This is a genomic window from Gallibacterium faecale (assembly GCF_027920745.1).
GTDB lineage: Bacteria > Pseudomonadota > Gammaproteobacteria > Enterobacterales > Pasteurellaceae > Gallibacterium > Gallibacterium faecale.
The window spans coordinates 1-14,945 of sequence record NZ_JAQIBB010000085.1 but is presented as its reverse complement, the minus strand read 5'-3'; the positions used below and the strand labels follow the sequence as shown (position 1 = coordinate 14,945).

The following is a 14,945-nucleotide window of genomic DNA, read 5'->3' as shown; positions in this document are numbered from 1 at the left end:
AAAAAATGGTATGATTGCTGCTCCTTGTTTCTAATAAAAAGATGTTTGAAGTATGTTAAAAGCGCCAATTAAAGTTATTTTTTTTGATATTGATGAAACCCTCTATGTAAAAGATAAAGCTATCCTGCCTGATACTGTTCCAACCGTTATTCGTAGTTTAAAACGTAAAGGCATTATTCCCGCTATCGCAACAGGTCGAGCAAGATGCGCCTTCCCCAAGAAAATTGATCAATTAATTAAACAAGAAGGTATTGAACTATTTGTCACGATCAATGGGCAATATAATAGTTATCAAAACCAGGTTATTGCTAAACATCCTATTGATACCACTGATATTGAACGTATTGTTCACTTTTTAAGTCAACACCAAATTGAATATGCTTTTGTTGGAAATGAGGGTATTGCAGTATCCAATATTACTCCTCACCTAAAACAAGCACTCGACCCGATTACAACACGCTACTTTATCGACAAAAATTATTATCAAACCCATGAAATTTATCAGTTACTTCTGTTCTATTCTGCGGAACAAGATCAATTTATCGCTGATTCAGGTATTCTCAAGGATAAGTTTAAAACTGTACGTTGGCATGACTATTCTGTTGACTGTTTAGTGGCGACTGGTTCTAAAGCAAGTGGGATTGATGCAGTTATTGAACACCTCGGTTTAACAATAGACAATGTAATGGCATTTGGTGATGGTCTTAATGATATTGAGATGATTAGTCATGTTGGCACAGGCGTTGCCATGGGAAATGCTCATCCAGAACTAAAAAAAGTTGCTGACTATACAACCGAAGATATTGAACACGATGGGCTATTAAAAGGTTTACTTGCCTTAGGTGTACTTAATTCATCCGATCTATAACTCCACCTTTACAACCGTAAAACATTCGTTACACTCTGCATTTTGTGATATTTCTCACAAAATGCAGATTAATTCCAATAAACTATTGTCAATCAAAAATCTTCTCAATAAAGTCGCTCTGTGCTATAACTAACTCACTTATTTTAAAACAATGTGTAACGTTAATTTTACAGCCGAACATTAATAATGCACGAAAGGAGCGACTATGAAAAAATTTAAACTCGCCTTATGGGCAACATTAGCAGCAACCACTTTATTAACCGGTAATACTATCGCAGCTGAGATGAAAAATGTTGCGATCACCGCAATTGTTGAACATCCTGCACTTGATGCGGTTCGTCAAGGGACAATTGCTGAATTAAAAAAAGAGGGGTTTGAAGAAGATAAAAACCTAAAAATCGATTTCCAAAGTGCACAAGGCAATACTGCTACAGCGGCGCAAATTGCCCGTAAGTTTGTTGGTGATAAACCTGATGTTATCGTAGCAATCGGTACACCAAGTGCCCAAGCTGTCGCAGCAGCAACTCGCCATATTCCACTTGTTTTCTCCGCAATTAGTGATCCTGTGGCAGCAAAATTAGTAAAATCTTGGGAAGCTTCTGGTACAAATATCACTGGAACTTCAGACGCTCTACCAATCCAACCTCAAATTGACTTAATTAAACGTTTAATCCCAAATCTAAAAGCTATCGGCTTTGTGTATAGTTCAGGGGAAGTCAATTCAACTGTCGTATTAAAACAATTACAAGAAGCGGGTAAAGCCAATGGTTTTACCGTTGTTGAAGCGCCAGCACCACGTACAACTGATATTAGTACCGCAGCTCGTAGCTTGAAAGGTCGAGTTGATGCTATTTATACCTCAACAGATAATGGTGTCGTTTCTGCCTATGAATCACTTTATAAAAGTGCATTAGATGCAGGTATTCCACTTATCGCCGCTGATACTAGTACGGTTTCTCGTGGTGCAATTGCGGCATTATCCAATAACTACTATACCTTAGGTGAAGAAACTGGAAAAATTGTTGGTTCTATCTTAAAAGGTGAAAAAGCTGGCAATATTCCAGTAAAAACAATGGATAAATTAGATCTTTATCTTAACTTAAAAGCAGCTAAAGCATTTGGTGTGAAAGTTCCTCAAGATTTAATTGATTCCGCAAAAGACGTAATTAAAGAATAACTGCTTTGTTTGATAGGTATAGCTTCAAGTTATACCTATCTGTTGTTTTCATTTAACGTAATATTATTACTATGACTTCAGTTTTATTTTTAGGTGCTTTAGAAATTGGTCTCATTTATGCCATTGTGGCCTTAGGTGTACTCATTTCTTTCCGTATTTTAGATTTCCCTGACCTGACTGCTGATGGAAGTTTTCCTTTAGGTGGTGCAGTCTGTGCTGTGTGTATTGTTAATGGTATTGACCCTTGGTTAGCAACGCTAATTGCGGCTTTTGCTGGTGCAATTGCAGGCTTGGTAACGGCTTGGTTACACGTTTCACTTAAAATTTTACAATTATTGGCCAGTATTTTAGTGATGATTGCACTCTATTCTGTCAATTTACGCATTATGGGGGCGCCAAACTTACCTTTATTAGGTGAGGCAACAATTTTCGAGCCTTTTATTAATGCAGACGCAAGTAATCAGTTGTATGTCCAACCTGCTATTGTTTTAGGTTTTGTGGTAGTCGTGAAACTATTATTAGATTGGTTCTTCAATACTGAAATTGGTCTAGCCGTAAGAGCTACTGGTGCTAATGAAAGAATGTCAAAAGCCCAAGGTATCCCAACTGGCCGTATGATTTACCTTGGTATGGCATTATCTAATGCGCTTATTTCATTAGGTGGAGCACTCTTTGTGCAAACACAAGGTGGTGCCGATATGTCGATTGGAGTGGGAACGATTGTTATCGGTTTAGCTGCTGTCATTATTGGAGAAACCCTTATCCCAGCAAAACGTCTCTTTATGATCACATTAGCTGTAATTATTGGTTCTGTTCTTTATCGCTTCTTTATTGCTATCGCATTAAGTAGTGAAACATTAAGAGATATCGGTTTTGGTGCTCAAGATCTAAATTTAGTTACTGCTATTTTAGTCGTCTTTGTACTAATACTCCCACAAATTAAAAGTCGCTTTCTAGCAAAAAGAGGTAACGGAGCATGATGAAATTAGAGGATCTGCGTATTACCTTTCATCGTGGTACGCCGATAGAAAACCCTGTATTAAGAGGACTTTCACTAAATATCTCAAAAGGTGAATTTGTTACTGTTATTGGTAGTAATGGCGCAGGTAAATCCACTTTACTCAATGCAATCTGCGGTGATTACCTTGTAGATAGCGGTAAAATTTATCTTAATGGTGAAGATGTCACCCGTAAAACGACTTGGCAACGTGCAGCAGCCGTAGCACGAGTGTTCCAAGATCCAATGCTTGGAACCTGTGAAGGTTTAACTATCGAAGAGAATATGGCTCTTGCTTACTGTCGAGGTCAGCGCCGTAATTTATCGTTTTTCGTCAAAAAAGAAACCCGAGAATTTTTCCGTGAAAAACTCTCTATTTTAAAACTTGGCTTAGAAAACCGTTTAAGTGACCGTATGGGCTTACTCTCTGGTGGCCAACGCCAAGCAGTTAGCCTATTAATGGCTTCTTTACAACCATCCAGTATCTTATTACTTGACGAACACACGGCTGCACTTGACCCTAAAACAGCTGCATTTGTAATGGAGCTAACCGATAAAATCGTTGAAGAAAATCAACTTACTGTAATGATGGTGACTCACTCTATGCAACAAGCTTTAGATCATGGAGATCGTACCGTAATGCTCCATCAAGGTCAGGTGGTATTAGATGTGAATGGCGACAAACGTAAACGTATGGGCGTCCAAGATTTATTACAAATGTTTGAGCGTACTCGTGGTGAACGAATTAGCGATGATAGTTTGTTATTAGATTAAAGCTTCTCCTTACTAAAAACGGCTTGGTATGATAAATCATATTAAGCCGTTTTGTTAAATATTAACTCAAAAGAAAGTTAGTGCTTGTTTTACAATATCTTCTGCTGTTAACTCATACTCTTTTTGTAAAAAATCAACAGTTCCTACTTGACCATAACGTTGTTTAATACCCACTCTCCTCATTGGTACTGGGATTGATTCTACTAAAACTTCTGCTACTGCCGAACCTAACCCATTTTCAATGCTATGGTTTTCACAAGTGATCACCTTTCCTGTCTGCTGAGCATATTTAATGATTGTTTCTGCATCAATTGGTTTTAATGTAAACATATCAATAACAGTTGCTGAAATTTGATATTTTTCCGCTAAAATATCTGCTGCTAATAAAGCTTCAGCCACCATTATGCCATTGGCAATTAATGTGATATCTCTACCCTCTTGTAAAACTTTTGCTTTACCAATTGTAAAAGTTTCATCATCAGTATAGATTTTTGTTGCTTGTTTCCTAGTGGTTCTAACCCAGTAAAATCCTTTAAGTTGAGCTAATTGTTGCAAAATTTTCCTAAACATTACCGCATCTGTCATTTCTAATACATTTGCATGAGCTAAACCTCTTACAATACCCATATCCTCAAATGACATATGTGTTCCGCCATTATGAGCCGAAGTAATTCCAGCATCTGATGCAATCACTTTAACATTATTTTGTTGATAGTCTAATGACATGAATAATTGATCAAAACAACGGCGACTTGCAAACGCAGTAAATGTATGGAAAAAAGGAATATGGCCAGCAATAGACATACCGGCAGCCAATCCAATACTATGAGCTTCCATAATACCGCAATTAATCACATTATCTGGATATTGTTTTTTGACCTTATCCATTGACATAGAACTCATCAAATCAGCTTCTAAATCAATAATCAGAGGATTTTTTGCCATTAATTCTGACATTGTTGATGCATATACCGCTCTCATTTCAACATTGTCTTTTTGTAAATTACGCATACTTACCCTCCAGCTCAACAATTGCTTGTTGAATTGCTTGTTTCATTACATCATCTAGCCGTAAATGATGACAATTATTCATCTCCTCAAGATATGAAACACCTTGCCCCTTAATCGTATTTACAACAACCAACTTAGGTCTACCTACTGTTTTTTCACCTAATACTTCTGCCAATTTAATAACATCTTTCCCATCTACTTCTATACAATCAAACCCAAATGCAGAGAATTTTTCTACTAAACTAAATGGTTCAATAATATCTGATAACATACCATCTAATTGCATCTTATTATAGTCAACGATAACAGTTAGATTAGTCAATCGATGATGAGCAATAAACTGTAATGCCTCCCAACATTGTCCTTCATTTAACTCTCCATCACCTACAATACAAAAAGTACGATTTGTTAGACCTCTAAGATAATGAGAAAAAGCTATTCCTGTTGCAATAGATAAACCTTGACCTAATGAACCTGTTGTAGCATCTACCCCAACTGTTTTTAATCGATCTGGATGACTTGGGAATAAAGTTCCATTTTTATTTAATGTTTGTAATTGCTCTATCGGAAAAAAACCTTTCAATGCTAATGTGCAATAAAGAGCGGGGCCTCCATGCCCCTTTGATAATACAAAATAATCCCGATCTACCCAATCTGGTTGCTGTGGATTCACTCTCATTACTTTGCCATATAAAGCAGCTAAGATTTCAACAATCGACATACTGCCGCCAAAATGCCCAAAGCCTAAATGAAGCAACGTTTTGAGTGTTTCTACTCGGATTCGATTAGCAAATTTAACTAAATCCGTTTCCATTCTTTACTCCTTAGTATCTACTACACTTTTCTCTTTTTTAACGTAGTTATAAATAACTAATAAAGCAAAGACACCAACAATCACAGCTGTAATCACATCTTTATTCCAGTAATTTGCCATATTACCTAAAATAATGCCAATGACACCAAAATCCGCATCAGAGAAAGTCGTATTAGCAAAACCTAAATTCCCTAATACCGGAAGCAAAAATACTGGAAGGAAAGTAATTAAGACACCATGTGCAAATGCACCAAGAATAGCTCCTCTACGTCCACCCATTGCATTACCAAATACTCCTGCGGTTGCACCACAGAAGAAATGGGGCACTACACCTGGAAGAATTAATACCCAACTTAATTGGCCAAGAATAAATAAACCAACTAAACCACCAACGAAACTTGATAAAAAACCAATTAATACTGCATTTGGCGCATACGGAAATACAATTGGGCAATCTAGTGCAGGTCTTGCATTTGGTACTAATTTTTCTGAGAAGCCAGTAAAAGCTGGAACGATTTCTGCAAGAATTAAACGGACGCCTTGTAGGATAATGAACACACCAGCCGCAAAAGTTACTGCTTGAATAATCGAATAAACTAAATAATTTTGCCCACCGCTAAATTTAGTTTCAATAAACTCTGAACCACTAGCAACAGCCAAAATCAAATAAATCACCATCATAGTTAATGAAATGGAAATAGAACTATCGCGTAAGAAACTTAAGTTTTTTGGTAGATTCATTTCCTCTGTTGATTTTGAACCTTTACCAGTCCATTCACCAATTGCACCAGCTAACACATAACCCACGGTACCAAAGTGACCAAAACCCACATTATCACTACCTGTAATATGTTTCATATAACGATGTGCAATATAAGGGAAAAATGCCATTACAAGTCCTAATGATAATGAACCTACGAAGACAAGTTGCACACCTTCAAAACCAGCTACAGTAAGAATAATCCCGATCATACAAGCCATATAAAAGGTATGATGCCCAGTTAAAAAGATAAATTTTAAGCGGGTAAATCGTGCTATCACAATATTTGCCACCATACCAAATGCCATAATTAACGCAGTTGCAGTACCATACTTTTGTAATGCTAGTGATACAATAGCTTCATTATTCGGAATAATTCCTTGCACATTAAATGCATGTTGGAACATATCTCCTAACGGTGTTAATGAGCCAAGTAACACACCTGCACCACCACCTAACACAATAAAACCTAAAATAGTTTTGATCGTACCTTTAATAATATCTGGCATGGCTTTTCTTTGTGCAATTAAACCAACTAATGCAATTAAACCAACCAAAACAGCAGGTACTTTAAGAATATCTAAAATAAAAAAAAGCAAAGAGTTCATAATGCTTTCCCCTTAATTAGTTCGCATTAAAATATTCAGTAAGTTTTTCTTCATACTCGGTTAAACTCACAATATTAGTAATTACGATAAGTTTATCCTGAGCAATACCGCTACTAGCTGCAATATCTTTGGCCATTACGAATACATCAGCATCTGTCGGATTTACCGAAGCCAAATCAGTATGTTCTACTTCTGCAGTAATCCCCATTTTGCTCAATACTTTCTTAATATTCATTTCCATCATAAAACTGCTGCCTAGACCAGAACCACATACTGCCATAATCTTCATAATAAACCTCCTAAAGGTCATTGTTTTTTAATAAAAGTAAAAATTTCATCTGCTGTTTTTGCATTAATCAAGCGCTCTATATTTGCATCATCACTAAGAATTTCAGCTACAGATGCCAATGCCGATAAATGCTCTGTATTATCCTTTGCAGATAACATAATTATTAATGACACTGGATCATTTTCTTTGGAATAAAAATTGACGCCAGACGATACAACTAATAATGAAAATCCTGTCTCATTTGCCCCCTCTTCTGGTCTTGCATGCGGCATTGCTATTCTTGGCGCAATTACAAAATACGGCCCCACCTCTTCATAAATACGAAAAATATTATCAACATAACGTGTTTCGATAATACCCTCATCCAACAATGGTTTTGCACAAAGCCTTACTGCGTCTTGCCAAGAATTTATCCTTTCTACAATTTGTATCCGTGATTTTGGTAAAAATTGTTCCAACATGATTTACTCCTTTAGATCTCTATTACAAAGAAGTTTAATCAAAGCTCAAATAGCCATCAATCGACAAATTTCATTTTTGTGATAGCGCTAACATTTTCTTTTTACTTTCTATGTGATGATATACTTATCCTAAATTCATTTTAGTTCTGCAAATAAATAAAGAATTATGGCTGAGCAAAAAAATAAATCTCGACGAAGTACAGGAAAAGTTACTCTTGCCGATATTGCAAAAGAGGTAGGAGTAGGGCAAATGACCGTTTCACGAGCGATCCATAAACCAGAATTAGTTTCTGAGGATTTACGCAATAAAATCCAACAAGCCATCAAAAAAATGGGATATATTCCTAATCTCGCCGCAAGAAATTTAGCTACTGTCAGTTCTAATACTGTTGTTTTAGTAACAACATCTTTAATCGCAACAGAAAATACGCTTATTATGGATGGATTACATAGAGAAATCCAAGCTACTGACTTACAGTTACTAATTTTATTTGTAGAAAAGGAAAAAGATTGGATTAATCAACTTATTAACTATGCCCCGGAAATAGTTGTATTATTAAATATGGAATGTGATCAACAACAACAGCAAAGACTAACAACGCTCAATATTCCTTTAATCACTATTGGTGCAAAACAAACAAATAAATTTAGTATTAATATTGGTATTGATGTTTCCCATGTTATCCATTTACTTGTTACTCATCTTCTTCAAAAAGGAAAAAAAGAAATTGGATTACTCTGCGCTAATCAACATTTATCAATATTTCAACAATATATGCAAAGTTGGCATAATGCCTGCTTAGAACACTTTATTAATCCACATCTTATCTTACATAATGCTGAACAGGCTTCATTTAAAACAGGTTGCCAACTCTTTAATGAAGCACTGTTATTATGGGGAAAAATTGATGCATTTATTTGTTTATCAGATGAAGTAGCTTGTGGTGTAATATTTGAAGCTCTACGCCGCCATATTAATATTCCTCATGAAATCTCTATCAGTAGTATTGGCGGCTTAGAGATTAGTCAAGTTTCATACCCAAAATTAACAACAGTGTATATTCCTTATCGGGAAATGGGTATTCTTGCTGGGCGTACCCTACGTCGTTTATATCACCAACAAATTACTTACCAACCTGAAAATATTTTGCTACGAAGTCGTTTAATTGTTCGAGATAGTACTTAAAATAACTACCAATAAATTACTAAAGTAAATTAATATTTACTCTAGAAATTTTCTTAACTAACCCTCACTATCGTCCTCCCATATAATTGGTGTTCTAATAGTTTTTTAGCATAGACAGGAACATCCATTAAACTGATTTCGCGAGTAAAATCTTTTAAATAATCATCTTCAATAATTTGTGCTAACTGTTGCCATATTGCTTTTCGCTGCGCCAATGGGAAATAAACAGAATCCACACCTTGTAAACGAATATTCCGTAAAATAAATGGCATCACTGTAGTATGTAATTGATAACTTTGTGCTAAGCCACAACTCGCAATACAACCATTGTATTGCACCTTACTTAATAGATTCGCCAAGATATCACCACCTACTGTATCAATCACACCTGCAAACTGTTGCTTTTCTAGTGGACGACTTGGTTCATTAAAATGATCACGATCGTAGATCTTTTTTACCCCTAATTGTAATAAAGCCTGATAGCGATCTGGATTGCCTGAAATCGCAATCACGGAATACCCTAATTTCCGTAAAATATATACTGCTATCGAACCTACACCACCACTTGCACCAGTTACCACAATATCGCCACGCTCTGGCGTGATATTTGCTTGCTGCAACGCATCGACACATAACATTGCAGTAAAACCGGCTGTTCCCAAGGCTATCGCCTTATATTCGGTTAGTGATCCAGAGAGTTTTAATAAATGCAGTGCTGATACGAAGGCAAATTCACTCATTCCACCGAATTCAACCTCGCCATAACCAAACCCTGTCGCCAACACCAAATCGCCAACTTTAAAAGCAGGATCTTCACTTGCAGCAACACTCCCAACTAAATCAATTCCCGGAATAAAAGGATAATGTTTAATAATTTTTCCCATCCCACAAACAGCCAACGCATCTTTATAGTTTAACGAAGAGTAATGTACTTTAATTTTCACCCCTGATTTACGTTGTGTTTCGGGAAATAATCGTTCATCAATATTCTCTATTTGGCACTGAAATGGACTGGTTTCCGTTTGTCTTAGCACGAGTGCTTTCATCTTATGACTCCTGTTTTTGATAAAGGCGATAAGCCACTTGTTGAGTAAATTTCTCTTTTAATAATTGCCACGTCTGAGGAATCTCAATCTCGTTTAACGTTTTTTCACACTCAAGATAAATCAGTGCATTCTGTGCTAACCAAGATCGGCTTTCTAATAATGTTATGGTTTCAACTAATAGGTCTTGATGGAAAGGGGGATCTAAAAAAACAATATCAAATGGCGCTGTTACTGTTTGTTCACGTAGAAAACGCAAGGTATCAGTGCAAATCACTTCCCCATTTTGAGCTTTTAACTGTTGCAAATTTTGTTGTAATTGTTTTGCGATGACAGACGACTTTTCTAACATTGTTACGCTTTTCGCTTGACGTGAAAGCGATTCAAAGCCTAAAGCGCCACTGCCAGCAAAACAATCTAAACATCTTGCATCAACAATATCATTCATCAGCCAATTAAATAATGTTTCTCGAACACGATCTGATGTCGGGCGTAAGCCTTGTGAGAGTAATACGGGTAATTTTCTGCCTCGCCATAAGCCAGCAATGATACGCACATCCCCCTTACCTTGAGGAACTTTTACTAGGTTTTTTGCCATAATAAGAAGAAATACTAAGCATAGATAAATTTAAATGATAAACTAGCGAATATTTTAGTCTATTATTTTATAAATTTGGATAACCTTATTTTGCTTTAATTTTTAGTGTTTTAACTCGGTACTTTTATATGTCAGAAAACAAACAAAAAAAAGGATTTTGGGCTTCATTATTTGGACGTAATAAACAAACTGAACAACCAACTCACTCATCACCATCAGAAACAGTACAACCTGCAATTACCGAACCAGAAAAACAACCAGAACAAGATGTTGCAGAATCAACTGTTGTAACAGAAACACTCTCTGAACATCAATCAGAAACAGCTATTGAGGATACAACGAACCAACTTGATCCTGCCACAGAGGAAAATAAAGTTACGACAACCTTAGAGCCAGAGCCAGAGCCAGAGCCAGAGCCAGAGCCAGAGCCAGAGCCAGAGCCAGAGCCAGAGCCAGAGCCAGAGCCAGAGCCAGAGCCAGAGCCAGAGCCAGAGCCAGAGCCAGAGCCAGAGCCAAGCAAAATTGAAACGCAAGAGAAGCCAACAAAACAAGGCTTCTTTAGCCGTTTAGTACAAGGTTTAGTCAAAACAAAACAAAATATTGGCGCTGGTTTTCTGAATTTCTTTTCAGGTAAGAAAATTGGTGACGATCTCTTTGAAGAGCTTGAAGAACAATTATTAATTGCAGATGTGGGCGTTCCAACGACCAGTAAAATTATTAATAATCTTACTGAACACGCTAGCCGTAAACAGCTTAAAGATGCGGAACTCCTCTATCAACAATTAAAAGTGGAATTAGGTACGATTCTTAAACCAACCGAACAACCATTACAACTAACTGATAAAAAACCTTTTGTCATCTTAATGGTTGGCGTGAATGGGGTTGGTAAAACTACAACAATCGGTAAATTAGCAAAACAATTCCAGCAACAAGGAAAGTCCGTTATGTTAGCTGCGGGAGATACTTTCCGTGCAGCAGCGGTTGAACAACTACAAGTTTGGGGTGAACGGAACCATATCCCAGTGATCGCACAAGCGACAGGTGCAGACTCCGCTTCTGTACTGTTTGATGCAATGCAATCTGCAACTGCTAAAGGCATTGATGTCCTAATTGCCGATACCGCAGGTCGCTTACAAAATAAAAATAACTTAATGGATGAATTACGTAAAATTGTGCGCGTGATGAAAAAATATGATGAAACCGCACCACATGAAATTATGCTTACTCTTGATGCAGGTACTGGGCAGAATGCGATTAGCCAAATGAAATTATTTAATGAAGCAGTTGGTATTACTGGTATCACCTTGACTAAATTAGATGGTACAGCAAAAGGTGGTGTTATTTTCGCCCTTGCTGACCAATTCAATGTTCCAATTCGTTATATTGGCGTAGGAGAAAAAATTGATGACTTACGCCCATTCAAGAGTGAAGAATTTATCGAAGCGTTGTTTGTATCAGATAAAGAGATGTAAGGAAAAACTATGATTCGATTTTCCGAAGTAAGTAAAGTTTATAGCGGGGGAACTAAACCCGCTCTACAAGGCATAAATTTCCATTTACCCGCTGGTAGTATGACCTATATCACAGGTCATTCTGGTGCAGGTAAAAGTACACTACTTAAATTAATTTTAGGTATTGAACGTGCTAATGGTGGCAATATCTGGTTTAACGGTCATGACATTACTCGTCTTTCCGCTTCAGAGATGCCTTATTTGCGCCGACAAATTGGTATGGTTCACCAAGATTATCGCTTATTAACCAGTTATACTGTACTGGATAATGTCGGTTTACCCTTAGTCATTAATGGAATGCACCCTTCCGAAGTTAAACGTCGTGCCTCCGCTGCGTTAGATCGTGTTGGATTATTTCACCGCGCGAATTACTATCCACAACAACTGTCCGGCGGTGAACAACAACGAATTGATATCGCTCGTGCCATTGTTAATAAACCGCAACTCCTTTTAGCCGATGAACCTACGGGGAATTTAGACAAAGAGTTATCACTCGATATTTTCCGGTTATTTGAACAGCTCAACCATATGGGCGTTACTGTGGTTATTGCAACACACGATATCAATATGATTTCGCAAAATCCAAAACCGACAATCGTGTTAGAACAAGGGCATTTAAAACAATTTATTCGTTAATAGGATTACTATGAGTCAGCGTCATCTGAATGCACCACTATGGTTACAACTTAAACTTGTATTCCAAATGGTGATGCGTGAATTATATAAAAGAAAATTAGGTACATTACTTACTGTATTAGTTATTGCTGTATCCCTAACTGTACCTGTCACCACTTATCTATTATGGAAGAACGTACAATATGCGGTAGATAACTTTTATCCAGAATCAGAGCTTGCAGTCTATCTGAATAAAAGTCTTAGCGAACAAGATACTAGCTCAGTAGTCGAAAAACTCCGATCACAAGAAGGCGTTGCTTCATTAAATTATATCTCTCGTCAAAAAAGCCTCGAAGATTTTCGCCAGTGGTCTGGTTTTGGTGAAGAACTGTCATTACTTGATGATAATCCATTACCTGCAGTCGTTATGATTAAACCAACCAAAGAGTACCAAAATACCAATGAATTGATGGAGTTACGTTCTGCATTAAGCAAAATTAAAGGTGTTCAAGAAGTCCGTCTGGATGATGATTGGATGGAAAAACTAGGTGCTGTATCTTACTTAATTGCTCAAATTGCCATCATTTGCAGTATTTTGATGAGCTTGGCGGTATTTTTAGTGATTGGTAATAGCGTACGTTCAGATGTGTATAGCAGCCGAGCGAATATTGAAGTGATGAAGCTCCTTGGTGCAACTAATCATTTTATCTTACGACCATTTCTTTGTACTGGGATTATTTATGGCGTTTTCGGCAGTATCCTCGCCACAATTTTTAGCTTTATGCTAATTGCCTATTTCTCAACGGCTGTTACCTATGTTGCAAATATTTTTGCCCTTAAATTTGAATTAAATGGTTTAGCTTTACCTGAAATTCTCTTTATGATCATTATTTGTTCGGCAATTGGTTATGCCGCAGCATGGATCTCCGCCAATAAACATATCAATGATTTCGAAAAGAAAAATTAACACGAAAAGTCAAGCGGCGTTTATTAGCGGCGCTTGACTATCCTGCTCGACAAGAGTAACATTCCGCCCGATATTTTTTCTATGAGGACAAACACTTTGGACAGTCACAGTCGATACTGGTTTTATTTTTTCAACTAATCTTTTCGCCTCATAGCCTATGCTTATCGGCGAAAGGTCGGTAAGTATCTCAACTACCCTATTTAAACTAGAATCTTTTAATTTTGTTCATTGCGTTGTTCAAAACCCAACCAAGGGAGTACGAACATGATCGGAGCTTTTGCTTTAGATGACGCACGTTTAGTGCGTATTGATGAAAATAGTGAAGCATTGAATGATGCAATTTGGATTGATCTCTTAGAGCCTACTGTTGAAGAACGAGAAATGCTGCAAGAGGGATTAGGACAAAGCTTAGCCTCTTATCTTGAACTAGAAGACATCGAGGCATCTGCACGTTTTTTCGAAGATGAAGACGGTTTACATCTCCACTCATTTTTTTATTGCGAAGATGAAGATGATTACGCTGATATTGCAACCGTTGCGTTTACTTTAAGAGATGGACGTTTATTCTCATTAAGAGATCGTGAATTACCAGCTTTCCGTTTATATCGGATGCGTTCACGGACACAAAAACTACTAGAATGTAATGCTTATGAATTACTGCTTGATCTGTTTGAGACCAAAATTGAGCAGTTAGCTGATGTTATCGAAACCGTGTATGCCGATTTAGAAAAATTAAGCCGAATTATTTTAGAAGGTAAACAAGGTGAAGCGTTTGACCGAGCATTAGCCACCTTAACCGAACAAGAAGACGTAAGCTCTAAAGTGCGCCTTTGCTTAATGGATACACAACGGGCATTAAGCTTCTTAGTTCGCAAAACACGTTTACCAGCAAGTCAGCTTGAACAAGCTCGAGAAGTATTACGAGATATTGAATCCTTGCAGCCACATAATGAATCACTTTTCCAAAAAGTAAACTTCTTAATGCAAGCAGCAATGGGTTTTATGAATATCGAACAGAACCGTATTATGAAGATCTTCTCCGTAGCTTCATTGATTTTCTTACCACCAACATTGGTATCTTCAACCTACGGGATGAACTTCGCCAATATGCCAGAATTAACGTGGAAATTTGGCTACCCATTTGCCTTAATTCTGATGGTATTAGCCGCCCTATTCCCATTCCTATACTTTAAACGGAAAGGATGGTTATAACACAAAAAAATGCGGCACTCGCCGCATTTTTTATCTATATAATAGATTATCCTG

16 protein-coding genes are annotated in these 14,945 nt (G+C 37.1%); 9 read left to right on the top strand and 7 right to left on the bottom strand.

Annotated elements, in window-relative coordinates; all coding sequences use genetic code 11:
* The first annotated feature begins 52 nt into the window (after positions 1-52).
* The 4 genes from PF272_RS09670 (at position 53) to PF272_RS09655 (ending at position 3,816) form a co-directional block, all read left to right on the top strand.
* The gene (locus PF272_RS09670; protein ID WP_271142595.1) at positions 53-868 is read left to right on the top strand and encodes a Cof-type HAD-IIB family hydrolase; all 816 of its coding nucleotides are present in this window, start codon (positions 53-55) and stop codon (positions 866-868) included.
* Between the two features lie 205 nt (positions 869-1,073).
* Positions 1,074-2,045: an ABC transporter substrate-binding protein gene (locus PF272_RS09665; protein WP_271142594.1), complete on the top strand. Its 972-nt coding sequence runs from the start codon at positions 1,074-1,076 to the stop codon at positions 2,043-2,045.
* Positions 2,046-2,116: 71 nt separating this feature from the next.
* Complete coding sequence (locus tag PF272_RS09660) at positions 2,117-3,025, top strand: ABC transporter permease (RefSeq protein WP_271142593.1); 909 nt, start codon at positions 2,117-2,119, stop codon at positions 3,023-3,025.
* Entirely contained in the window at positions 3,022-3,816 is a 795-nt protein-coding gene (locus PF272_RS09655; RefSeq protein WP_065234318.1) for an ABC transporter ATP-binding protein, read from the top strand. The genes PF272_RS09660 and PF272_RS09655 overlap by 4 nt, the downstream gene beginning before the upstream one ends.
* Positions 3,817-3,882: 66 nt before the next feature.
* Here PF272_RS09655 and PF272_RS09650 read toward each other — a convergent pair whose 3' ends face one another.
* Genes PF272_RS09650 through PF272_RS09630 form a run of 5 tightly spaced genes read right to left on the bottom strand, consistent with a single transcriptional unit; the run spans position 3,883 to position 7,759 of the window.
* On the bottom strand, positions 3,883-4,827 hold the full coding sequence (locus PF272_RS09650; protein WP_271142592.1) for a transketolase family protein: 945 nt from the start codon (positions 4,825-4,827) through the stop codon (positions 3,883-3,885).
* On the bottom strand, positions 4,820-5,641 hold the full coding sequence (locus PF272_RS09645; RefSeq protein WP_271142591.1) for a transketolase: 822 nt from the start codon (positions 5,639-5,641) through the stop codon (positions 4,820-4,822). The genes PF272_RS09650 and PF272_RS09645 overlap by 8 nt, the downstream gene beginning before the upstream one ends.
* Before the next feature lie 3 nt (positions 5,642-5,644).
* A complete protein-coding gene (locus PF272_RS09640) occupies positions 5,645-7,009 on the bottom strand; it encodes a PTS ascorbate transporter subunit IIC (RefSeq protein WP_271142590.1) in 1,365 nt (454 codons plus the stop codon).
* Between the two features lie 16 nt (positions 7,010-7,025).
* Positions 7,026-7,298 carry a PTS sugar transporter subunit IIB gene (locus PF272_RS09635; RefSeq protein WP_271142589.1) on the bottom strand — a complete coding sequence of 91 codons (273 nt, stop codon included), beginning with the start codon at positions 7,296-7,298 and terminating at the stop codon, positions 7,026-7,028.
* 17 nt (positions 7,299-7,315) lie between these two features.
* Positions 7,316-7,759 (bottom strand): PTS sugar transporter subunit IIA, encoded by a 444-nt coding sequence (locus PF272_RS09630; RefSeq protein ID WP_271142588.1) that lies wholly within the window; start codon positions 7,757-7,759, stop codon positions 7,316-7,318.
* A gap of 166 nt (positions 7,760-7,925) precedes the next feature.
* On the opposite strand from PF272_RS09630, the gene PF272_RS09625 reads away from it, so the two are divergent.
* Entirely contained in the window at positions 7,926-8,945 is a 1,020-nt protein-coding gene (locus PF272_RS09625; protein WP_271142587.1) for a LacI family DNA-binding transcriptional regulator, read from the top strand.
* 53 nt (positions 8,946-8,998) lie between these two features.
* Here the strand turns inward: PF272_RS09625 and PF272_RS09620 are convergent, their stop codons facing one another.
* Together PF272_RS09620 and rsmD are read right to left on the bottom strand one after the other, a co-directional pair.
* Entirely contained in the window at positions 8,999-9,991 is a 993-nt protein-coding gene (locus tag PF272_RS09620; protein ID WP_271142586.1) for an acrylyl-CoA reductase family protein, read from the bottom strand.
* A 1-nt stretch (position 9,992) separates the two neighbouring features.
* On the bottom strand, positions 9,993-10,586 hold the full coding sequence (rsmD, locus tag PF272_RS09615; protein ID WP_065234320.1) for a 16S rRNA (guanine(966)-N(2))-methyltransferase RsmD: 594 nt from the start codon (positions 10,584-10,586) through the stop codon (positions 9,993-9,995).
* 128 nt (positions 10,587-10,714) lie between these two features.
* Here rsmD and ftsY point away from each other — a divergent pair, with 128 nt between their 5' ends.
* The 4 genes from ftsY to corA all read left to right on the top strand — a co-directional run bounded on the left by ftsY (position 10,715) and on the right by corA (position 14,891).
* Complete coding sequence (gene ftsY, locus PF272_RS09610; RefSeq protein WP_271142585.1) at positions 10,715-12,058, top strand: signal recognition particle-docking protein FtsY; 1,344 nt, start codon at positions 10,715-10,717, stop codon at positions 12,056-12,058.
* A gap of 9 nt (positions 12,059-12,067) precedes the next feature.
* The gene (gene ftsE / locus PF272_RS09605) at positions 12,068-12,733 is read left to right on the top strand and encodes a cell division ATP-binding protein FtsE (RefSeq protein WP_065234322.1); all 666 of its coding nucleotides are present in this window, start codon (positions 12,068-12,070) and stop codon (positions 12,731-12,733) included.
* Between the two features lie 10 nt (positions 12,734-12,743).
* On the top strand, positions 12,744-13,679 hold the full coding sequence (ftsX, locus tag PF272_RS09600) for a permease-like cell division protein FtsX (protein ID WP_065234323.1): 936 nt from the start codon (positions 12,744-12,746) through the stop codon (positions 13,677-13,679).
* Between the two features lie 264 nt (positions 13,680-13,943).
* Entirely contained in the window at positions 13,944-14,891 is a 948-nt protein-coding gene (gene corA, locus PF272_RS09595; protein ID WP_065234324.1) for a magnesium/cobalt transporter CorA, read from the top strand.
* The last annotated feature ends 54 nt before the right edge of the window (positions 14,892-14,945 follow it).